The sequence below is a fragment of the Streptomyces sp. GDS52 genome (assembly GCF_052246875.1).
Lineage (GTDB): Bacteria > Actinomycetota > Actinomycetes > Streptomycetales > Streptomycetaceae > Streptomyces > Streptomyces cathayae.
On record NZ_CM125966.1, the window covers coordinates 2,880,652 to 2,898,720 of the forward strand.

The following is an 18,069-nucleotide window of genomic DNA, read 5'->3' on the forward strand; positions in this document are numbered from 1 at the left end:
ATGCAGAATACCCGCCCTCGGCCGGACGGGTCAAAACGAGTCCGCCGGGCGTGGGCCACACCGACTCTACAGCCGTCCGCCGCCATGCCGCCGGTGTCGCCCGCACCACGACGGCGGCATCGTCCGCACCACGGTCCACGGGGCGCACCAACCACCCGGAGATGTCGCTTTTGCTCACCGCCGGAGCGGCAACGCCAGGACCCGTGCGCGGGGTTGGGGCGGTCCGGTACACCCCGCGCCCCGTCTAAGATGCGCCCCATGAGTTATGGGCAGGGGGGACCTCCTTCGCAGTGGGATCCCTGGAAACCGCAGTCTCAGCAGCCCTGGAGCGGCGGGGACGACAACAGCCAGTCACCCGACTGGGCCGCACTGGCCGAGGCGTCCGAGACACGTCACAAACGGCGCCGGCTGCTGCTCATCGGCGGCGGCGCGATCGCCACCGTCGCGATAGGCACGGCCGTGGCGGTGGCCGTCGTCTCGGCGAACGGCAGCAACCAGGCCGCGGGCGGACCGTCCTCCCAGGCGCCGGCGACCGCCGACCTGCCGAGCCCGAGCGGCGCGACCCCCTCGTTCGCCCCGACGAGCGCCCCGCCGCCGCTGGACCCGAAGGACTTCGTCTCCAACGTGAAGAAGGACCGGGCGCCGCTGGCCCCGGACGTCCTCTTCCCGGGCACGCAGCTCACCATGGGCGAGACGGTGTACAAGAAGGGCCCGACGGCCGACACCCGCGACTGTGCCTCGGCCGCGAAGGCCACGCTGCCCAAGGTCCTCACCGACAACGGCTGCAGCCGCCTGCTCCGGGTCACCTACACCAAGGACGACGTCGCGGTGACGGTGGGCGTGGCCGTCTTCGACACCGAGGCCCAGGCCGCCAAGGCCAAGCAGCAGGCCGACACGAGGAGCATCATCAAGTCCCTCGCGGGCGGCGGCGTCAAGGAGTTCTGCGACGGCGCGGTCTGCCGCTCGACCACCAACTCCTACGGCCGCTACGCCTACTTCACCCTGTCCGGCTTCACCTCGGTCAAGGACGTGACGGAGCAGGACAAGGCCGTCTTCAGCACCGGCGACGATCTCGCCGAGTTCACCTTCCGCCAGATCCGCCGCCGCGGCGAGGCCCAGGCGTCGGCCGCCGCGAACGAGTGACGACGCCCTCGGCGACGACGCCCGCCCGCGGGGCCGACCGCCTCTCCGACCGGCCCCGCACCCCCCGCCGCACAGCCGCTTCGCGCTGAGCGGGGAATCGAGCCGGGGCTCGAGCGCGGCGCGGGTCGCGGCATCACGTCCCGATCAGCAGCACCGCGCCGTCGCCGGCAGCGAGCGCTTGTTGCGGGCCTCCTTGTTGCGGGCGGCCAGGAGATCGTCGGCCGGGTAGCCGACCTCCTCCAGGGTCAGTCCGTGCGGACGGACGACGTGCACCGCCGAGTCCCGTACGCCCGCCGCCAGCACCTTGCCCGGCCAGTCGGGCGCGCGGTGCCCGTCGCCGACGAACAGCAGCGCCCCGATCAGCGAGCGCACCATGTTGTGGCAGAAGGCGTCGGCCCGGACCGTCGCCGTGATCACCCCGTCCGCGTCGCGCAGCAGGCTCAGCTCCTGGAGCGTGCGGATGGTCGTGGCGCCCTCCCGCCGCCTGCAGTACGCGGCGAAGTCGTGCTCCCCCAGCAGCCGCCGGGCGGCCTCGTTCATCGCGTCGACGTCAAGGGGCCAGTCGTGCCACAGCACGTGACCGCGCAGCAACGGGTCCACCCCGCCGGGGTGGTCGGTGACCCGGTACGCGTAGCGCCGCCAGACCGCGGAGAACCGGGCGTTGAAGCCCGCGGGGGCCTCGGTGAGGGACCAGATCCGGACATCGCGCGGGAGCCGTCCGGCGAGCCGCTTGTGCAGCTTCTCCCGGTGCTCCGCCCACAGTTCGACCGGCAGGTCGACATGGGCCACCTGACCGCGCGCGTGCACCCCGGCGTCGGTCCGGCCGGCCACGGTCAGCTCGTACGTCGTCTCCCCGGACCGCGTGACGGTCCGCAGGGCGTCCTCGATCTCCCCCTGTACGGTCCGCCTGCCCCCGGCCTGCTTGGCCCAGCCGGAGAACTCGGTCCCGTCGTAGGACAGATCGAGACGGATACGGACGTGTCCGGGCTCTACTTCGTCACTCACGTACAGATCCTCTCAGGCACGCGAAAGCGGGCCCGCCCCCACAAGGGCGGACCCGCTCAGCGTGAAGCAGCGCTGCCTCAGGCGTCCTTGGCGTCCTCGGCCGGGGCCTCGGCGGCCTCGTCCTTGGTCAGGTCGGCCTTGGCGTCCTCGGCCGGAGCCTCGACGGCCTCGTCCTTCTTGAGGGCGTCTTCCTTGACCGCGCGCTTGGTCGCGGCCTCGGCCTCACCGGTGGCCTCCTGGGCGACGGTCAGGGCCTCGACCAGCTCGATGACGGCCATGGGCGCGTTGTCGCCACGGCGGTTACCGATCTTGGTGATACGGGTGTAGCCACCGGGGCGGTTCTCGTACCGCGGGCCGATCTCGGTGAAGAGCGTGTGGACGATGCTCTTGTCCGTGATCACCTGGAACACCTGACGGCGGTTGTGAAGGTCGCCCTTCTTCGCCTTGGTGACCAGACGCTCGGCGTACGGGCGCAGCCTGCGCGCCTTCGCCTCGGTGGTGGTGATGCGCCCGTGCTCGAAGAGCGACTTCGCGAGGTTCGCGAGCATCAGCTTCTCGTGCGAGGCGCTGCCGCCCATACGGGTACCCTTGGCGGGCTTCGGCATGGTGTATCTCCTTGGTGTCTGCCCCGGCCGTATCAGGTACCGGAGTCAGTATCCGAGCAGGCGGTCGCCTGTCGGAGATCCGGGCGGCCCCGAAGGGGCGCCCGGAAGGGGCGCGGGCGGTGTCGACATGCGACTCCGTCGCGTGGGCGCGAACAGCCACAGCGCACCCGCACCCACGTACGGACCCGTCCGGCCCGAGCTCTCAGTACTGCTCGGTCTCTACGAACCCGGCATCCGCGTCGTCGTCCGCGCCGAAGGCGTCCGCGGCAGCGGTGGGGTCGAATCCAGGCGGGCTGTCTTTGAGGGCAAGTCCCATCCCCGCCAGCTTCGCCTTGACCTCGTCGATCGACTTCGCGCCGAAGTTGCGGATGTCGAGGAGGTCCGCCTCGGAGCGCGCGACCAGTTCACCCACGGAGTGGATGCCCTCACGCTTGAGGCAGTTGTACGACCGGACGGTGAGCTCCAGCTCCTCGATCGGCAGCGCCAGATCGGCGGCGAGAGCGGCGTCCGTCGGGGACGGACCCATGTCGATGCCCTCGGCGTCGATGTTCAGCTCACGGGCCAGACCGAACAGCTCGACCAGGGTCTTGCCGGCCGATGCCATGGCGTCACGCGGACGCATGGCCTGCTTGGTCTCGACGTCGACGATCAGCTTGTCGAAGTCGGTGCGCTGCTCGACACGGGTCGCCTCGACCTTGTACGTGACCTTCAGCACGGGGCTGTAGATGGAGTCGACCGGGATACGGCCGATCTCCTGGCCCACCTGCTTGTTCTGCACGGCGGAGACGTAGCCGCGACCGCGCTCGACGGTCAGCTCCATCTCCAGCTTGCCCTTGCCGTTGAGCGTGGCGAGGACGAGGTCGGGGTTGTGCACCTCGACACCGGCCGGGGGCGCGATGTCGGCGGCGGTGACCTGGCCCGGACCCTGCTTGCGCAGGTACATCACCACGGGCTCGTCGTGCTCGGAGGAGACGACCAGCTGCTTGATGTTGAGGATCAGGTCGGTGACGTCCTCCTTGACACCCGGCACGGTGGTGAACTCGTGCAGGACGCCGTCGATGCGGATGCTGGTGACGGCGGCACCGGGGATCGACGACAGGAGGGTACGGCGGAGGGAGTTGCCGAGGGTGTAGCCGAAGCCCGGCTCCAGCGGCTCGATCACGAACCGGGAGCGGAACTCGTCGACGACCTCTTCGGTCAACGAAGGACGCTGAGCGATCAGCATGTGTGGATCAAATCCTTCTCTCGTGGACGCCCGCTATTTGACGCCCGACGGAAACCGCGCCCGGTGAAAGGCGCGGGTACTACAAGGGTACGGGCGGTACGGCCCGAATACGGAGCGTACCGCCCGAAAAAACCACTACGACCGAACCGGCGACCGACTCAGACGCGGCGGCGCTTCGGCGGACGGCAGCCGTGCTGCGACACTGCGGGGGACGACCCCCGCACCCCCAGCAGGAGGCCGACCGACCGAACCGGCGACCGACTCAGACGCGGCGGCGCTTCGGCGGACGGCAGCCGTTGTGCGGGGTCGGGGTGACGTCCTGGATGGAGCCGACCTCGAGACCGGTCGCCTGGAGCGAACGGATGGCGGTCTCACGACCGGAACCCGGGCCCTTGACGAACACGTCGACCTTGCGCATGCCGTGCTCCTGCGCGCGACGGGCAGCCGACTCGGCGGCCATCTGCGCGGCGAACGGCGTGGACTTCCGGGAGCCCTTGAAGCCGACGTGGCCGGCGGAGGCCCAGGAGATCACGTTGCCGGTCGGGTCCGTGATGGACACGATCGTGTTGTTGAACGTGCTCTTGATGTGCGCGTGGCCGTGAGCGACGTTCTTCTTTTCCTTGCGGCGCACCTTCTTGGCAGCGCCCTGACGACCCTTGGGGGGCATCTACAAACTCCTACGGGAGGTGGTCGGTCCTACAGCGAAGACCGTGGACAGATGTCCGCTGCGGACTACTTCTTGCCCGGCTTCTTCTTGCCGGCGATGGCGCGACGCGGGCCCTTGCGGGTACGCGCGTTGGTGCTGGTGCGCTGACCGCGGACGGGCAGACCGCGACGGTGACGCAGACCCTGGTAGGTGCCGATCTCGACCTTGCGGCGGATGTCGGCCTGGATCTCGCGACGGAGGTCACCCTCAGTCTTGATGTTGTTGTCGACGAACTCGCGGATCGCGACGAGCTGCTCCTCGGAGAGGTCGCGAACGCGGGTGTTCGGGTCGACGCCGACAGCGGCCAGCGTCTGCTGCGAAAGGGTTCGGCCGATGCCGAACACGTAGGTGAGGGCGATCTCCACGCGCTTTTCGCGCGGGATGTCAACACCGGAAACGCGTGCCATTCAATGGCTCCAGTTAGTTGTCGGAGGTCTTCCGCAGAACCGTCCCCCGGCCGCCGTCCTCGCCTGGTGCGGCGATTTGGTACGAACCGGGTCCCCAGCCTCCGAGCCCGGGGGTGTCGAGCCGTGCGGCTCGGGTTCTGCGTATGAACATGTTGCTCGCGTCGCGCGAAGTTCTGCGGGAAAGTCGCAGAGGGTGGATCGTGCGGGTCAGCCCTGGCGCTGCTTGTGGCGCGGGTTGTCGCAGATAACCATGACCCGGCCGTGACGGCGGATCACCCTGCACTTGTCGCAGATCTTCTTGACGCTCGGCTTGACCTTCATGGGATGTGAAGTTCTCCGGGCTCAGTGCCCCCGCACCACGAGGGGAGGGGCAAGATCTACTTGCTCACTTGTACCGGTAGACGATCCGGCCCCGGGTCAGGTCATACGGAGAGAGCTCCACCACGACCCGGTCGTCAGGGAGGATGCGGATGTAGTGCATACGCATCTTGCCGCTGATATGTGCCAGGACCTGGTGGCCGTTCTGGAGCTCGACCTTGAACATGGCGTTCGGAAGAGACTCGACGACAGTGCCCTCGATCTCGATGGCACCTTGCTTCTTGGCCACGCTTCGCCCTTCGAATCGACTACCTTGATCGACTCCACTGCGCACCGTGATCACATGCAGGCATGCGGATGCACAAGAGCCGACGAGTCAGTCTACGTCAGGGCACCCTGAAAGACGAATCGAGAAAGTCTGCCCAGCCCACGAGATCCTTAATCCGCAGGCTTCGCCGAGCCCCCGGGCTCACGCCGGCGGATCCACAGGCGCCCTCACCCCGTCCGGCGCCGGGCGCCTCACAGGCTCCGGGGGGCTGCGCCGGCCTCCGGCCGGCGGTCGCGGCACGGGCCGCCGTCAGGCGAGCGGGTCCGGAGCCGCCGTGATCCCGTACTCGGCGAGCTTCGCCCTGCCCCCGTCCGGTGCCGTCAGCACCAGCGGCCCCGCCTCCGTCAGCGCGACGGAGTGCTCCCAGTGCGAGGACCAGGTGCCGTCCGTCGTGATGACGGTCCAGTCGTCCTCCAGCACCTGGGTCTTCGCGGTGCCCAGCGAGACCATCGGCTCGATGGCGAGGCAGAAGCCCGGGACCAGCTTGGGCCCCTTGCCCCGTCGGCGGTCGACGTAGTTCAGCAGATGCGGGTCCATGTGCATCTCGGTGCCGATGCCGTGGCCGCCGTAGTCCTCGATGATCCCGTAGCGCCCGCCGCCGGGCTTCGGCTGCCGGCGGATGTAGGTCTCGATGGCGCGGGAGACGTCGACCAGCCGGTTGCCCTGCTTCATGGCCGCGACGCCGGCCCACATCGACTCCTCGGTCACCCGGGACAGCTCGACCAGCTCCGGCGCGTGCCCCGACCCGACGAAGGCGGTGTAGGCAGCGTCGCCGTGCCAGCCGTCGATGACGGCGCCGCAGTCGATGGAGATGACGTCCCCGTCCTTGAGGACGACCTCGTCGGAGGGGATGCCGTGGACGACGACCTCGTTGACGGAGGTGCAGATCGTCGCGGGGAAGCCGCCGTAGCCGAGGAAGTTCGGCTTGGCGTTGTGCTCGGCGAGCACCTTGCGGGCGACCTGGTCCAGATCCCTCGTCGTGGCCCCGGGCACGGCCGCCTCACGCGTGGCCGCGTGGATGGCGGCGACCACCAGCCCCGCCTCACGCATCTTGGCGATCTGCTCGGGGGTCTTGATCTGCACCATGAGGGCTACGGCCTTTCTGGACCGGAGAGGTATACGGACATCGTCAACGATACGGGGGAGGCCGTCCGCCCCCTCCCTCGCGCACACGTCGGCCGCGGCCCCCGCAGGGAACCGCGGCCGGACGCGCACCGTCACTGATCCCGGTTGAGCGCCTCCAGCGCACGCCCGGTGACCTCGTCGACCGGACCCAGCGCCGAGATCGTCACCACCAGGCCCTGGGCCCGGTAGTAGTCGATGATCGGCTCGGTCTGCGTGTGGTAGACCTCCAGCCGGGTGCGCACCGTCTCCTCGGCGTCGTCGTCGCGCTGGTACAGCTCGCCGCCGCAGACGTCGCAGACGCCCTCCTGCTTGGGCTTGCTGTACGTCACGTGGAAGACGTGGCTGGAGTCCTTGCGACAGATCCGCCGCCCGGCGATCCGCTTGACCACCTCGGCCTCGGGGGCCTCCAGGTCGAGCACCGCGTCCAGCGTGATGCCCTCGGACTCCAGCAGCTCGTCGAGCGACTCCGCCTGGGAGACGTTCCTCGGGAACCCGTCCAGCAGGAAGCCGGCCTCGGCGTCCGGCTGCTCCATACGGTCCTTCGCCATGGCGATGGTGACCTCGTCCGGCACGAGGTTGCCCGCGTCCATGTACGACTTCGCGAGCTTGCCCAGCTCGGTCTGCCGACTGATATTGGCACGGAACAGGTCGCCCGTGGAGATGTGGGGGATGCTCAGCTTCTCGGCAAGGCGGGTGGCCTGGGTGCCTTTGCCAGCACCGGGCGGCCCGACGAGGACGATTCGCATCAGCGGAGGAACCCTTCGTAATTGCGCTGCTGGAGCTGGCTCTCGATCTGCCTCACCGTCTCGAGACCGACACCCACGATGATCAGGATGCTGGTCCCGCCGAACGGGAAGTTCTGGTTTGCCCCGAAACCGGCCAACGCCATCGTCGGCACGAGAGAGATCAGACCCAAGTACAGCGAACCCGGCCAGGTGATCCGGTTGAGTACGTAGCTGAGGTACTCAGCGGTCGGTCGGCCAGCCCGGATGCCCGGGATGAAGCCACCATACTTCTTCATGTTGTCGGCGACTTCTTCGGGGTTGAAGGTAATCGCCACATAGAAGAACGCGAAGAACACGATCAAGAAGAAGTAAAGAATGATGTGCGGCGTCGCCCCGGTGTCGGCGAGGTTCTTCGTGACCCAGGTCGCCCAGCCCGCCGTGGAGTTGGAGAACTGGACGATCAACGCCGGGATGTAGAGCAGCGACGAGGCGAAGATGACGGGGATGACGCCCGCCTGGTTCACCTTGAGGGGAATGTAGGTGGACGTACCGCCGTAGGACCGGCGGCCGATCATGCGCTTCGCGTACTGCACGGGAATCCGGCGCTGAGCCTGCTCGACGAAGACGACCAGGCCGACCATGACCAGACCGACGAGCATGACCGTGCCGAACTCGATCCAGCCGTCCGCCAGGTTGCCCTGCTCCTTGATGGCCCACAGGGCGGAGGGGAAGGTCGCGGCGATCGAGATGAACATCAGGATCGACATGCCGTTGCCGATGCCGCGGTCGGTGATGAGCTCACCGAGCCACATCACGACGGCCGTACCGGCGGTCATGGTGATGACCATGGTGATGGTCACGAACATGGACTGGTCGGGGACGATCTGGTTCGCCACCGGGCAGCCCTGGAAGAGGCTGCCGCTGCGGGCGGTGGCCACCAGGCCGGTGCCCTGCAGGACGGCGAGCGCCACCGTCAGATAACGCGTGTACTGCGTGATCTTGGCGGTGCCGGCCTGGCCTTCCTTCTTCAGGGCTTCCAGACGCGGGATCACCACGGTCAGCAGCTGCAGAATGATGCTCGCCGTGATGTACGGCATGATGCCCAGCGCGAAGATCGTGATCTGCAGCAGCGCGCCGCCACTGAACATGTTGACCAGACCGAAGATGCCCTGGTTCGCCTGGGCCGCGTCGATACAGGTCTGGACGTTCCGATAGTCGACACCAGGGATCGGGATGTTCGTACCGATCCGGTACACCACGATGATGCCGAGCGTGAACAGCAGTTTCTTGCGCAGGTCGGGCGTCTTGAACGCCCGGGCGAACGCGGTGAGCACGGTGCCTCCTGCGACCCCCGCGCAACCGCGTCAAGGGTGGTGGTCGTGAGATTCCGATGAGGACGAATACGTAACGGACAACTTCCCTCCGGAGTGCCCGCATGGGGCGCCCGGGGAAAGTGGGCAGTGCAGGCCACCTTACCGGCGAGACCACCGCCCTTGGAACGACCAACCGGGGATACCCCAAATCTTGGGGTACCCCCGGTAGGGATCGCTCAAGTCATCGGCACGCCTGAATGGTTCAGACGAGCTCGGTGACGGTACCGCCGGCGGCGGTGATCTTCTCCTTGGCGGAGCCGGAGACGGCGTCGACCGTCACCTGCAGCGCCACGGAGATCTCGCCCTGGCCGAGGACCTTGACGAGGCTGTTCTTGCGAACGGCCCCCTTGGCCACCAGACCCTCGACGGTGACCTCGCCACCCTCGGGGTAGAGCGCGGCCAGCTTGTCGAGGTTCACGACCTGGAACTCGGTCTTGAACGGGTTCTTGAAGCCCTTCAGCTTCGGGAGACGCATGTGAAGGGGCATCTGGCCACCCTCGAAGCGCTCCGGAACCTGGTAACGGGCCTTGGTGCCCTTCGTACCACGACCGGCCGTCTTACCCTTGGACGCCTCGCCACGACCCACACGGGTCTTGGCGGTCTTGGCGCCCGGGGCGGGACGGAGGTTGTGGATCTTGAGCGGGTTCTGCTCCGCCATGATCAGTCGACCTCCTCGACCGTCACGAGGTGGCGGACGGTGTGCACCATGCCGCGGAACTCGGGGCGGTCCTCCTTGACGACCACGTCGTTGACCTTCTTCAGGCCAAGCGAACGCAGGGTGTCACGGTGGTTCTGCTTGCTGCCGATGTAGGACTTGACCTGCGTGATCCTGAGCTGCGCCATGATTACGCACCCGCCCCGGCACGCGCACGGAGGAGAGCCGCGGGAGCGACGTCCTCGAGCGGCAGACCACGGCGGGCCGCGACCTCCTCGGGGCGCTGCAGGCCCTTGAGGGCCGCCACGGTCGCGTGCACGATGTTGATCGCGTTGTCGGAGCCGAGCGACTTCGACAGGATGTCGTGGATACCGGCGCACTCGAGCACGGCACGCACCGGACCACCGGCGATCACACCGGTACCCGGGGAAGCCGGCTTGAGCAGCACGACACCGGCAGCCTTCTCACCCTGGATCGGGTGCGGGATGGTGCCCTGGATGCGGGGGACCTTGAAGAAGTGCTTCTTGGCCTCCTCAACGCCCTTGGCGATGGCGGCCGGCACCTCCTTGGCCTTGCCGTATCCGACACCCACGGTGCCGTCACCGTCGCCCACCACGACCAGCGCGGTGAAGCTGAAGCGACGACCACCCTTCACTACCTTGGCGACACGGTTGATCGCGACGACGCGCTCAACGTATGCGGTCTTGTCGGCGGCAGCTGCGCCGCCGTCACGGCCCTTCCGGTCCCGCCGCTCGCCGCCACCGGCACCGCCACCGCGGCGCTGGGGTCCAGCCATTGGAATTACCTCTCTCTGTTTCCGCTAGCTACGGCAGGCTCAGAACTTGAGCCCGGCTTCGCGGGCGGCGTCCGCCAGGGCGGCGATGCGCCCCGCGTACTGGTTGCCACCACGGTCGAACACCACAGCCTCGACACCGGCGGCCTTGGCACGCTCGGCGACCAGGGCCCCGACCTGCTTGGCCTGTGCGGACTTGTCGGCCTCGCCGCCGCGGATCGACGCGTCCAGAGTGGACGCCGACGCCACGGTGTGGCCCTTCAGGTCGTCGATCACCTGCGCCACCATGTGGCGGTTGGAGCGGGTCACGACCAGGCGAGGACGCTCGGCGGTGCCGGCGACCTTCTTGCGGATCCGAAGGTGACGACGCTTGATCGCGGCACGCTTGTAGGCGTCGCCCTTGAGGATCTTCTGCCCGTATGCCATGGCTTACTTACCCGCCTTTCCGACCTTGCGCCGGATGACTTCGCCCTCGTACTTGACGCCCTTGGCCTTGTACGGGTCGGGCTTGCGCAGCTTGCGGATGTTCGCCGCAACCTCGCCGACCTTCTGCTTGTCGATGCCCTCGACCGAGAAACGGGTCGCGGACTCCACCTTGAAGGTGATGCCCTCGGGGGCCTCGATCAGGATCGGGTGGCTGTAGCCGAGGGAGAACTCCAGGTTCGAACCCTTGGCGAGCACGCGGTAACCGACACCGCTGATCTCGAGCTTCTTCACGTAACCCTGGGTCACGCCGGTGATCATGTTCGCCACCAGCGTGCGGGACAGGCCGTGCAGGGCCTTGTTCTGACGCTCGTCGTTGGGGCGGGTGACGTTCAGCACGCCGTCCTCACCCTTGGCGACCTCGATCGGCGCCACCACGGTGTGGGTCAGCGTGCCCTTCGGGCCCTTGACCGCGACCGTGCGGCCGTCGATGGTGACGTCCACGCCGGCGGGAACCGCGATGGGGAGCTTGCCGATGCGCGACATAGCTGTTTCCTCCGTTCCCTTCCGCTACCAGACGTAGGCGAGGACTTCCCCACCCACGCCCTTCTTGCCGGCCTGCTTGTCGGTGAGGAGCCCGTGCGACGTGGAGATGATCGCCACGCCGAGGCCGCCCAGCACCTTCGGCAGGGAGGTGGACTTCGCGTACACCCGGAGACCGGGCTTGGAGATCCGCTTGATGCCCGCGATGGAGCGCTCACGGTTGGGGCCGAACTTCAGCTCCAGGACGAGGTTCTTGCCGACCTCGGCGTCCTCGACCTTCCAGCCCGTGATGAAGCCCTCCTGCTGGAGGATCTCCGCGATGTGAGACTTGATCTTGGACGCCGGCATCGTCACAGAGTCGTGGTACGCCGAGTTCGCGTTCCGCAGACGTGTCAGCATGTCTGCGATCGGATCAGTCATGGTCATGAATTGGCCTTCGGCCTCTCTCGCCGTGGTTTCCTGGTGCGCCATCCCTCTCCCCGATCCGAGACGGGACGGGTGCGGCGCGGTGGACCTACGGCGTAGTAAGCAAACATGAGCGGGTTGTCGCCCGCGTGCTTCGGGGCACGGCAGGTGCCCAACCCCACAAGCCTAAGCCATGTGGAGCGGGCCTCCCGCCGATTCCCGTTGCTTACCGAGAGCCCTGGGAGTCCGGAACTACCGGATTACCAGGAACTCTTGGTCACGCCCGGCAGCTCGCCACGGTGAGCCATCTCACGAAGGCACACGCGGCACAGGCCGAACTTGCGGTACACGGAGTGCGGACGACCGCAGCGCTGGCAGCGGGTGTAGCCGCGCACTCCGAACTTGGGCTTGCGAGCAGCCTTCGCGATGAGAGCCTTCTTCGCCATCTCGCTCACGCCTCCTTGAACGGGAAGCCGAGGTGACGGAGAAGGGCACGGCCCTCTGCGTCGTTGGTCGCCGTGGTGACCACGGTGATGTCCATACCCCGGACACGGTCGATCTTGTCCTGGTCGATCTCGTGGAACATGACCTGCTCGGTGAGACCGAAGGTGTAGTTGCCACGGCCGTCGAACTGCTTGGGGGACAGACCACGGAAGTCGCGGATGCGCGGCAGCGCGAGCGACAGGGTGCGGTCCAGGAACTCCCACATGCGGTCGCCACGGAGCGTGACGTGGGCACCGATCGGCTGTCCCTCACGCAGCTTGAACTGCGCGATGGACTTGCGGGCCTTGGTGACGGCCGGCTTCTGACCGGTGATCGTGGTGAGGTCGCGCACGGCGCCCTCGATCAGCTTGGAGTCGCGGGCGGCGTCGCCCACACCCATGTTGACCACGATCTTGACGAGGCCGGGAACCTGCATGACGTTCTCGTAGGAGAACTCCTCACGCAGCTTGCCCGCGATCTCCTCGCGGTACTTCGTCTTCAGACGCGGAGTGGTGGTGGTAGCCATCAGATGTCCTCACCCGTCCGCTTGGCAACGCGGATCTTGTTGCCTTCGTCGTCGAAGCGGTAGCCGACGCGGGTCACGACCTTCTTGCCGTCCTTCTCCACGACGAGCGACACGTTGCTCACGTGGACGGGGGCCTCGGTGGTCACGATCCCGCCGGCCTGCGAACCACCGGCGGTCGGGGCGGCCTTGGTGTGCTTCTTGACCCGGTTGACACCCTCGACCAGGACGCGCTCCTCGCGCGGGTAAGCGGCAATGACCTTGCCCTGCTTGCCCTTGTCCTTGCCGGTGATGACCTGGACCAGGTCACCCTTCTTGATCTTCATGCTCACAGCACCTCCGGCGCGAGGGAGATGATCTTCATGAACTTCTTCTCGCGCAGCTCTCGGCCGACCGGGCCGAAGATACGGGTGCCACGAGGGTCGCCGTCGTTCTTCAGAATGACGGCGGCGTTCTCGTCGAAGCGGATGTACGAGCCGTCCGGACGGCGGCGCTCCTTGACGGTGCGAACGATGACCGCCTTGATGACGTCACCCTTCTTCACGTTACCGCCGGGGATCGCGTCCTTGACGGTGGCGACGATGACGTCGCCGATGCCCGCGTAGCGGCGACCGGAGCCACCGAGCACACGGATGCAAAGGATTTCCTTCGCCCCCGTGTTGTCGGCGACGCGCAGTCGCGACTCCTGCTGGATCACGTCTATCTCCTGATTGTCTGCCGGTTCCCCGACGGGGCTGACGCACTTTCGGTCGAGCTCGGTCGAGCTCTGGTCAAGCGCGGTAGCCCCGTCGGAGCCTGGCGGAACTGTCCTGCGAGGGGTGCCCCGCAGGAACGTACTTTTTGCAATTCCCTTGCGGGAATTACCTACTTGGCCTTCTCGAGGATCTCGACGATGCGCCAGTGCTTCGTCGCGGACAGCGGCCGGGTCTCCATCAGGAGGACGCGGTCGCCGACGCCGGCAGCGTTCTGCTCGTCGTGGGCCTTGAGCTTGCTCGTGCTGCGGATGACCTTGCCGTACAGCCCGTGCTTCTTGCGGTCCTCGACAGCGACGACGACGGTCTTGTCCATCTTGTCGCTGACGACGATGCCCTCACGGCTCTTGCGGAAACCGCGAGCCTCGGTGTTCGTCTCAGTCACGTTGTTCTCGCTCATCAGGCGCTCTCCACCGTTTCGATGCCCAGCTCACGCTCGCGCATCAGGGTGTAGATCCGCGCGATGTCCTTGCGGACCGCCTTGAGACGGCCGTGGTTCTCGAGCTGTCCGGTCGCCGCCTGGAAACGGAGGTTGAACAGCTCTTCCTTGGCCTCGCGGAGCTTCGCCAGAAGCTCCTCGTTGCCCAGTTCGCGCAGCTCGGACGCCTTGGTACCGGCCGACATCACGCTTCACCTGCCTCGCGCTTGACGATCCGGCACTTCATCGGCAGCTTGTGGGCCGCACGGGTCAGCGCCTCACGGGCGATCTTCTCGTTGGGGTACGACAGCTCGAACATGACGCGTCCGGGCTTGACGTTGGCGATCCACCACTCCGGAGAACCCTTACCGGAACCCATGCGGGTCTCGGCCGGCTTCTTCGTCAGCGGGCGGTCCGGGTAGATGTTGATCCAGACCTTGCCACCACGCTTGATGTGGCGGGTCATGGCGATACGAGCCGCCTCGATCTGGCGGTTCGTCACATACGCCGGGGTCAGCGCCTGGATGCCGTACTCGCCGAACGCGACCTGCGTTCCGCCCTTGGACATGCCGCTGCGACTGGGGTGGTGCTGCTTGCGGTGCTTGACCCTACGGGGGATCAGCATGTCGGTCAGGCCTCCGTTCCGGTGCTCTCAGCCGGAGCGGCGGCGGGAGCCTCGGCCTTGGGGGCCTCGGCAGCCGGAGCCTGCTGCGGCTTGCGACCGCGCCCGCCACGCTCGCCACCGCGGCCACCACGGGCCGGGCGGTCGGCACCGCCACGGGCCGGGCGGTTGCCGGCGCGGGCAGCGGCGTTCTCGGCGCGGACCTCGGCGATGTTCTTGACGTCGCCCTTGTAGATCCAGACCTTCACGCCGATACGGCCGAAGGTCGTCTTGGCCTCGAAGAAGCCGTAGTCCACGTTCGCGCGGAGCGTGTGCAGGGGCACACGGCCCTCGCGGTAGAACTCCGAGCGGGACATCTCGGCGCCACCGAGACGGCCACCGCACTGGATCTTGATGCCCTTGGCGCCCGCCTTCATCGCCGACTGCATGCTCTTACGCATGGCGCGGCGGAAGGAGACGCGGGAGGAGAGCTGCTCGGCGACGGCCTGGGCCACGAGCTGAGCGTCCGTCTCGGGGTTCTTGACCTCGAGGATGTTCAGCTGGACCTGCTTGCCGGTGAGCTTCTCGAGGTCGCCGCGGATGCGGTCGGCCTCGGCGCCGCGGCGGCCGATGACGATGCCCGGACGCGCGGTGTGGATGTCCACCCGCACACGGTCACGGGTGCGCTCGATCTCCACCTTCGAGATGCCGGCGCGCTCCATGCCGGACGTCATCATCCGACGGATGGCGACGTCTTCCTTGACGTAGTCCTTGTACAGCTTGTCGGCGTACCAACGCGACTTGAAGTCGGTCGTGACACCGAGCCGGAACCCGTGCGGGTTTACCTTCTGGCCCATTACCGGGTTCCTTCCTTGCTGCTGACGACCACGGTGATGTGGCTGGTCCGCTTGCGGATCCGGTAGGCACGACCCTGGGCGCGCGGACGGAACCGCTTCAGGGTCGGACCCTCGTCGACGTAGGCCTCGGAAATGACGAGGCTGTCGGCGTCGGTGTGGTCGTAGTTGTGCGCGGCGTTGGCAATGGCGCTGTCCAGCACCTTGCCGACCGGCACGCTCGCGGCCTGCGGGGCGAAACGCAGGACCGCCTGAGCCTCCGTGGCGTTCATGCCACGGATGAGGTCCACCACACGGCGGGCCTTCATGGGCGTGACGCGGATGTACCGCGCCTGGGCCCTGGCTTCCATGGTTGTCCTTCCAGTGTCTGTCATGGTCATTCCACCCCGCCTTTAGCGGCGCTTCGACTTCCGGTCGTCCTTGACGTGACCCCGGAAGGTGCGCGTCGGCGAGAACTCGCCGAGCTTGTGGCCGACCATCGACTCGGTGACGAACACCGGAATGTGGGTCTTGCCGTTGTGCACCGCGATCGTGTGGCCGAGCATGGCCGGGACGATCATCGAGCGACGGGACCAGGTCTTGATGACGTTCTTGGTGCCGGCTTCGTTCTGGACGTCCACCTTCTTGATCAGGTGGTCGTCGACGAAGGGCCCCTTCTTCAGGCTACGAGGCATCTCAACCCGTCCTTAGCGCTTCTTGTTCGTCTTGCGGCGGCGGACGATGTACTTGTTCGACGCCTTCTTGGGCGCCCGAGTACGGCCTTCCTTCTGGCCCCACGGGGACACCGGGTGGCGACCACCGGAGGTACGGCCCTCACCACCACCGTGCGGGTGGTCCACCGGGTTCATGACCACACCACGCACGCTCGGGCGGACGCCCAGCCAGCGCTTACGACCGGCCTTGCCCCAGCTGATGTTGCTCTGCTCGGCGTTGCCGACCTCGCCGATGGTGCCGCGGCAGCGGACGTCGACCAGGCGGATCTCACCGGACGGCATGCGCAGGTGGGCCATGGTGCCCTCCTTCGCGAGCAGCTGCACCGAGGTGCCGGCGGAGCGGGCGAACTTGGCGCCGCCGCCGGGACGCAGCTCGATGGCGTGCAGCGTCGTACCGACCGGGATGTTGCGCAGGGCGAGGTTGTTGCCCGGCTTGATGTCGGCCCCGGGACCGTTCTCGACGCGGTCGCCCTGAGTCAGGCCACGCGGCGCGAGAATGTAGCGCTTCTCGCCGTCCGCGTAGTGCAGGAGCGCGATGCGCGCGGTGCGGTTGGGGTCGTACTCGATGTGCGCGACCTTCGCCGGCACGCCGTCCTTGTCGTGACGACGGAAGTCGATCACGCGGTAGGCGCGCTTGTGTCCGCCACCCTGGTGGCGAACGGTCACACGACCGGAATTGTTACGGCCGCCCTTGCTGTGCAGGGGACGGACCAGCGACTTCTCCGGCGTGGACCGCGTGACCTCGACGAAGTCGGCGACGCTGGAGCCACGACGGCCCGGGGTCGTCGGCTTGTACTTGCGGATACCCATTGTCTCTCAGTCCTCGGAAGTTTGTTCCGAAATCTGGACGTTCCGACCTCCGTCAGGAGGTCGGACCGCCGAAGATGTCGATACGGTCGCCCTCGGCAAGGGTCACGATCGCGCGCTTGGTGCCCGTGCGCTGGCCGAAGCCGGTGCGCGTGCGCTTGCGCTTGCCCTGGCGGTTGATCGTGTTGACGCCGGTGACCTTGACCGAGAAGACCGCCTGCACGGCCTCCTTGATCTCCGTCTTGTTGGAGCCCGGAGCGACGATGAACGTGTACTTGTTCTCGTCGATGAGCGCGTAGCTCTTCTCCGACACGACCGGCTTGATCAGGACGTCACGGGGGTCCGTGAACGACTTGCTCACCGGGGTGATGACGGTGTTCTTGCCTTCGGTGGCGTGGCGGCGTGCCTTCTTGAGGCGCGCCTCCTTGGCCTTCTTCGCCGCCTTGGAGGCGACGGAGGGGTGACGGACAGCCATCAGACCTCGCTCCCTTCGTTGTCGTTGGCCTTGTTCGGGCCGGCGACGAAGGACTCGAAAGCGGCCTTGGTGAAGACCACGTCGTCCGAGACGAGAACGTCGTACGTGTTCAGCTGGCCCGGCTCCAGGATGTGCACCTGGGGCAGGTTGCGGGCGGACAGCCACGCGGCCTCGTCGGCGCGGTCGACGACCAGGAGCAGGTTCTTGCGCTCCGAGATCTTGCCGAACAGCGTCTTGGCGGCCTTCGTGGAGGGGGTCTCGCCCTCGATCACGCCGGTGACGACGTGAATGCGGTCGTGGCGGGCCCGGTCGGTGAGGGCGTGGCGCAGGGCCGCGGCCTTCATCTTCTTCGGGGTCCGCTGCGAGTAGTCGCGCGGCTGCGGGCCGTGGACGACGCCACCGCCGGCGAACTGCGGCGCACGGGTCGAACCCTGACGGGCGCGGCCGGTGCCCTTCTGGCGGTACGGCTTCCTGCCGCCACCACGGACTTCACCGCGGGTCTTGGTCTTGTGCGTGCCCTGGCGGGCAGCGGCCAGCTGAGCGACGACGACCTGGTGGATCAGCGGAATGCTGACCTTCTCCACGCCGAAGATCTCCGCGGGGAGCTCGACGGTACCGGCCTTGTCGCCTGCCGGCGAAAGGATGTCAACAGTGCTCATCTTTA

General features: G+C 67.3%; 30 protein-coding genes. 1 reads left to right on the forward strand and 29 read right to left on the reverse strand.

Going from position 1 to position 18,069, the window contains the following annotated elements; all coding sequences use genetic code 11:
• Positions 1-258 precede the first annotated feature (258 nt).
• Positions 259-1,143, forward strand: a complete 885-nt coding sequence (locus ACTWJ9_RS12925) for a hypothetical protein (protein ID WP_279334418.1) — start codon at positions 259-261, stop codon at positions 1,141-1,143.
• A 144-nt stretch (positions 1,144-1,287) separates the two neighbouring features.
• On the opposite strand, the gene truA is transcribed toward ACTWJ9_RS12925, so the two are convergent.
• The 29 genes from truA to rplD form a co-directional block, all read right to left on the reverse strand.
• Positions 1,288-2,148, reverse strand: coding sequence for a tRNA pseudouridine(38-40) synthase TruA (gene truA, locus ACTWJ9_RS12930; protein ID WP_279334419.1), 861 nt, complete (start codon positions 2,146-2,148; stop codon positions 1,288-1,290).
• Positions 2,149-2,225: 77 nt separating this feature from the next.
• Positions 2,226-2,753 carry a 50S ribosomal protein L17 gene (gene rplQ, locus ACTWJ9_RS12935; protein ID WP_279334420.1) on the reverse strand — a complete coding sequence of 176 codons (528 nt, stop codon included), beginning with the start codon at positions 2,751-2,753 and terminating at the stop codon, positions 2,226-2,228.
• Positions 2,754-2,955: 202 nt separating this feature from the next.
• Positions 2,956-3,978, reverse strand: coding sequence for a DNA-directed RNA polymerase subunit alpha (locus ACTWJ9_RS12940; RefSeq protein ID WP_202275769.1), 1,023 nt, complete (start codon positions 3,976-3,978; stop codon positions 2,956-2,958).
• A gap of 262 nt (positions 3,979-4,240) precedes the next feature.
• On the reverse strand, positions 4,241-4,645 hold the full coding sequence (gene rpsK, locus ACTWJ9_RS12945) for a 30S ribosomal protein S11 (protein ID WP_003948617.1): 405 nt from the start codon (positions 4,643-4,645) through the stop codon (positions 4,241-4,243).
• Positions 4,646-4,710: 65 nt separating this feature from the next.
• On the reverse strand, positions 4,711-5,091 hold the full coding sequence (rpsM, locus tag ACTWJ9_RS12950) for a 30S ribosomal protein S13 (RefSeq protein WP_031041520.1): 381 nt from the start codon (positions 5,089-5,091) through the stop codon (positions 4,711-4,713).
• Between the two features lie 207 nt (positions 5,092-5,298).
• A complete protein-coding gene (rpmJ, locus tag ACTWJ9_RS12955) occupies positions 5,299-5,412 on the reverse strand; it encodes a 50S ribosomal protein L36 (protein ID WP_003974245.1) in 114 nt (37 codons plus the stop codon).
• A 64-nt stretch (positions 5,413-5,476) separates the two neighbouring features.
• Positions 5,477-5,698 carry a translation initiation factor IF-1 gene (infA, locus tag ACTWJ9_RS12960; protein WP_003948620.1) on the reverse strand — a complete coding sequence of 74 codons (222 nt, stop codon included), beginning with the start codon at positions 5,696-5,698 and terminating at the stop codon, positions 5,477-5,479.
• 288 nt (positions 5,699-5,986) lie between these two features.
• Positions 5,987-6,823, reverse strand: coding sequence for a type I methionyl aminopeptidase (gene map / locus ACTWJ9_RS12965; protein WP_279334421.1), 837 nt, complete (start codon positions 6,821-6,823; stop codon positions 5,987-5,989).
• 131 nt (positions 6,824-6,954) lie between these two features.
• Entirely contained in the window at positions 6,955-7,608 is a 654-nt protein-coding gene (locus ACTWJ9_RS12970) for an adenylate kinase (protein ID WP_109381503.1), read from the reverse strand.
• Positions 7,608-8,921, reverse strand: coding sequence for a preprotein translocase subunit SecY (gene secY, locus ACTWJ9_RS12975; RefSeq protein ID WP_387036757.1), 1,314 nt, complete (start codon positions 8,919-8,921; stop codon positions 7,608-7,610). The genes ACTWJ9_RS12970 and secY overlap by 1 nt, the downstream gene beginning before the upstream one ends.
• Before the next feature lie 241 nt (positions 8,922-9,162).
• Positions 9,163-9,618 (reverse strand): 50S ribosomal protein L15, encoded by a 456-nt coding sequence (gene rplO, locus ACTWJ9_RS12980; protein ID WP_023547373.1) that lies wholly within the window; start codon positions 9,616-9,618, stop codon positions 9,163-9,165.
• 2 nt (positions 9,619-9,620) lie between these two features.
• Positions 9,621-9,803: a 50S ribosomal protein L30 gene (gene rpmD / locus ACTWJ9_RS12985; RefSeq protein ID WP_109381506.1), complete on the reverse strand. Its 183-nt coding sequence runs from the start codon at positions 9,801-9,803 to the stop codon at positions 9,621-9,623.
• Between the two features lie 2 nt (positions 9,804-9,805).
• Positions 9,806-10,411 carry a 30S ribosomal protein S5 gene (gene rpsE, locus ACTWJ9_RS12990; RefSeq protein WP_202275761.1) on the reverse strand — a complete coding sequence of 202 codons (606 nt, stop codon included), beginning with the start codon at positions 10,409-10,411 and terminating at the stop codon, positions 9,806-9,808.
• Positions 10,412-10,450: 39 nt separating this feature from the next.
• A complete protein-coding gene (gene rplR, locus ACTWJ9_RS12995; protein WP_279334423.1) occupies positions 10,451-10,834 on the reverse strand; it encodes a 50S ribosomal protein L18 in 384 nt (127 codons plus the stop codon).
• Between the two features lie 3 nt (positions 10,835-10,837).
• The gene (rplF, locus tag ACTWJ9_RS13000; RefSeq protein ID WP_202275760.1) at positions 10,838-11,377 is read right to left on the reverse strand and encodes a 50S ribosomal protein L6; all 540 of its coding nucleotides are present in this window, start codon (positions 11,375-11,377) and stop codon (positions 10,838-10,840) included.
• 24 nt (positions 11,378-11,401) lie between these two features.
• Positions 11,402-11,800, reverse strand: a complete 399-nt coding sequence (gene rpsH, locus ACTWJ9_RS13005; RefSeq protein ID WP_013001411.1) for a 30S ribosomal protein S8 — start codon at positions 11,798-11,800, stop codon at positions 11,402-11,404.
• Between the two features lie 239 nt (positions 11,801-12,039).
• The gene (locus tag ACTWJ9_RS13010) at positions 12,040-12,225 is read right to left on the reverse strand and encodes a type Z 30S ribosomal protein S14 (protein ID WP_003948630.1); all 186 of its coding nucleotides are present in this window, start codon (positions 12,223-12,225) and stop codon (positions 12,040-12,042) included.
• Between the two features lie 5 nt (positions 12,226-12,230).
• Entirely contained in the window at positions 12,231-12,788 is a 558-nt protein-coding gene (rplE, locus tag ACTWJ9_RS13015) for a 50S ribosomal protein L5 (RefSeq protein ID WP_109381510.1), read from the reverse strand.
• A complete protein-coding gene (gene rplX, locus ACTWJ9_RS13020; protein WP_202275758.1) occupies positions 12,788-13,111 on the reverse strand; it encodes a 50S ribosomal protein L24 in 324 nt (107 codons plus the stop codon). Before rplX ends, rplE begins: the two co-directional genes overlap by 1 nt.
• A gap of 2 nt (positions 13,112-13,113) precedes the next feature.
• Positions 13,114-13,482 carry a 50S ribosomal protein L14 gene (gene rplN / locus ACTWJ9_RS13025; RefSeq protein WP_003992364.1) on the reverse strand — a complete coding sequence of 123 codons (369 nt, stop codon included), beginning with the start codon at positions 13,480-13,482 and terminating at the stop codon, positions 13,114-13,116.
• A 167-nt stretch (positions 13,483-13,649) separates the two neighbouring features.
• Complete coding sequence (gene rpsQ / locus ACTWJ9_RS13030; RefSeq protein ID WP_279334424.1) at positions 13,650-13,937, reverse strand: 30S ribosomal protein S17; 288 nt, start codon at positions 13,935-13,937, stop codon at positions 13,650-13,652.
• On the reverse strand, positions 13,937-14,161 hold the full coding sequence (rpmC, locus tag ACTWJ9_RS13035; protein ID WP_003974259.1) for a 50S ribosomal protein L29: 225 nt from the start codon (positions 14,159-14,161) through the stop codon (positions 13,937-13,939). The genes rpsQ and rpmC overlap by 1 nt, the downstream gene beginning before the upstream one ends.
• Positions 14,161-14,580, reverse strand: a complete 420-nt coding sequence (rplP, locus tag ACTWJ9_RS13040) for a 50S ribosomal protein L16 (protein WP_109381513.1) — start codon at positions 14,578-14,580, stop codon at positions 14,161-14,163. The genes rpmC and rplP overlap by 1 nt, the downstream gene beginning before the upstream one ends.
• A gap of 5 nt (positions 14,581-14,585) precedes the next feature.
• A complete protein-coding gene (gene rpsC, locus ACTWJ9_RS13045; protein ID WP_004927271.1) occupies positions 14,586-15,413 on the reverse strand; it encodes a 30S ribosomal protein S3 in 828 nt (275 codons plus the stop codon).
• A complete protein-coding gene (rplV, locus tag ACTWJ9_RS13050) occupies positions 15,413-15,760 on the reverse strand; it encodes a 50S ribosomal protein L22 (protein ID WP_044571671.1) in 348 nt (115 codons plus the stop codon). Before rplV ends, rpsC begins: the two co-directional genes overlap by 1 nt.
• 42 nt (positions 15,761-15,802) lie before the next feature.
• Positions 15,803-16,084 (reverse strand): 30S ribosomal protein S19, encoded by a 282-nt coding sequence (rpsS, locus tag ACTWJ9_RS13055; protein WP_003948639.1) that lies wholly within the window; start codon positions 16,082-16,084, stop codon positions 15,803-15,805.
• Between the two features lie 12 nt (positions 16,085-16,096).
• Positions 16,097-16,933 carry a 50S ribosomal protein L2 gene (gene rplB / locus ACTWJ9_RS13060; protein WP_279334425.1) on the reverse strand — a complete coding sequence of 279 codons (837 nt, stop codon included), beginning with the start codon at positions 16,931-16,933 and terminating at the stop codon, positions 16,097-16,099.
• Positions 16,934-16,985: 52 nt separating this feature from the next.
• Positions 16,986-17,405, reverse strand: a complete 420-nt coding sequence (rplW, locus tag ACTWJ9_RS13065; protein WP_202275738.1) for a 50S ribosomal protein L23 — start codon at positions 17,403-17,405, stop codon at positions 16,986-16,988.
• Positions 17,405-18,064 (reverse strand): 50S ribosomal protein L4, encoded by a 660-nt coding sequence (gene rplD / locus ACTWJ9_RS13070; protein ID WP_109381517.1) that lies wholly within the window; start codon positions 18,062-18,064, stop codon positions 17,405-17,407. The genes rplW and rplD overlap by 1 nt, the downstream gene beginning before the upstream one ends.
• Between the last annotated feature and the right edge of the window lie 5 nt (positions 18,065-18,069).

Excerpts from the sequence above, each read along its gene's own strand:
- ACTWJ9_RS12925 (WP_279334418.1), top strand. The coding sequence starts at position 259 with ATGAGTTATGGGCAGGGGGGACCTCCTTCGCAGTGGGATCCCTGGAAA.
- rplQ (WP_279334420.1), bottom strand. The coding sequence starts at position 2,753 with ATGCCGAAGCCCGCCAAGGGTACCCGTATGGGCGGCAGCGCCTCGCAC.
- ACTWJ9_RS12940 (WP_202275769.1), bottom strand. The coding sequence starts at position 3,978 with ATGCTGATCGCTCAGCGTCCTTCGTTGACCGAAGAGGTCGTCGACGAG.
- rpsK (WP_003948617.1), bottom strand. The coding sequence starts at position 4,645 with ATGCCCCCCAAGGGTCGTCAGGGCGCTGCCAAGAAGGTGCGCCGCAAG.
- rpsM (WP_031041520.1), bottom strand. The coding sequence starts at position 5,091 with ATGGCACGCGTTTCCGGTGTTGACATCCCGCGCGAAAAGCGCGTGGAG.
- rpmJ (WP_003974245.1), bottom strand. The coding sequence starts at position 5,412 with ATGAAGGTCAAGCCGAGCGTCAAGAAGATCTGCGACAAGTGCAGGGTG.
- map (WP_279334421.1), bottom strand. The coding sequence starts at position 6,823 with ATGGTGCAGATCAAGACCCCCGAGCAGATCGCCAAGATGCGTGAGGCG.
- ACTWJ9_RS12970 (WP_109381503.1), bottom strand. The coding sequence starts at position 7,608 with ATGCGAATCGTCCTCGTCGGGCCGCCCGGTGCTGGCAAAGGCACCCAG.
- rplO (WP_023547373.1), bottom strand. The coding sequence starts at position 9,618 with ATGGCGGAGCAGAACCCGCTCAAGATCCACAACCTCCGTCCCGCCCCG.
- rpmD (WP_109381506.1), bottom strand. The coding sequence starts at position 9,803 with ATGGCGCAGCTCAGGATCACGCAGGTCAAGTCCTACATCGGCAGCAAG.
- rpsE (WP_202275761.1), bottom strand. The coding sequence starts at position 10,411 with ATGGCTGGACCCCAGCGCCGCGGTGGCGGTGCCGGTGGCGGCGAGCGG.
- rplR (WP_279334423.1), bottom strand. The coding sequence starts at position 10,834 with ATGGCATACGGGCAGAAGATCCTCAAGGGCGACGCCTACAAGCGTGCC.
- rplF (WP_202275760.1), bottom strand. The coding sequence starts at position 11,377 with ATGTCGCGCATCGGCAAGCTCCCCATCGCGGTTCCCGCCGGCGTGGAC.
- rpsH (WP_013001411.1), bottom strand. The coding sequence starts at position 11,800 with ATGACCATGACTGATCCGATCGCAGACATGCTGACACGTCTGCGGAAC.
- ACTWJ9_RS13010 (WP_003948630.1), bottom strand. The coding sequence starts at position 12,225 with ATGGCGAAGAAGGCTCTCATCGCGAAGGCTGCTCGCAAGCCCAAGTTC.
- rplE (WP_109381510.1), bottom strand. The coding sequence starts at position 12,788 with ATGGCTACCACCACCACTCCGCGTCTGAAGACGAAGTACCGCGAGGAG.
- rplX (WP_202275758.1), bottom strand. The coding sequence starts at position 13,111 with ATGAAGATCAAGAAGGGTGACCTGGTCCAGGTCATCACCGGCAAGGAC.
- rpsQ (WP_279334424.1), bottom strand. The coding sequence starts at position 13,937 with ATGAGCGAGAACAACGTGACTGAGACGAACACCGAGGCTCGCGGTTTC.
- rpmC (WP_003974259.1), bottom strand. The coding sequence starts at position 14,161 with ATGTCGGCCGGTACCAAGGCGTCCGAGCTGCGCGAACTGGGCAACGAG.
- rplP (WP_109381513.1), bottom strand. The coding sequence starts at position 14,580 with ATGCTGATCCCCCGTAGGGTCAAGCACCGCAAGCAGCACCACCCCAGT.
- rpsC (WP_004927271.1), bottom strand. The coding sequence starts at position 15,413 with ATGGGCCAGAAGGTAAACCCGCACGGGTTCCGGCTCGGTGTCACGACC.
- rplV (WP_044571671.1), bottom strand. The coding sequence starts at position 15,760 with ATGGAAGCCAGGGCCCAGGCGCGGTACATCCGCGTCACGCCCATGAAG.
- rpsS (WP_003948639.1), bottom strand. The coding sequence starts at position 16,084 with ATGCCTCGTAGCCTGAAGAAGGGGCCCTTCGTCGACGACCACCTGATC.
- rplB (WP_279334425.1), bottom strand. The coding sequence starts at position 16,933 with ATGGGTATCCGCAAGTACAAGCCGACGACCCCGGGCCGTCGTGGCTCC.
- rplW (WP_202275738.1), bottom strand. The coding sequence starts at position 17,405 with ATGGCTGTCCGTCACCCCTCCGTCGCCTCCAAGGCGGCGAAGAAGGCC.
- rplD (WP_109381517.1), bottom strand. The coding sequence starts at position 18,064 with ATGAGCACTGTTGACATCCTTTCGCCGGCAGGCGACAAGGCCGGTACC.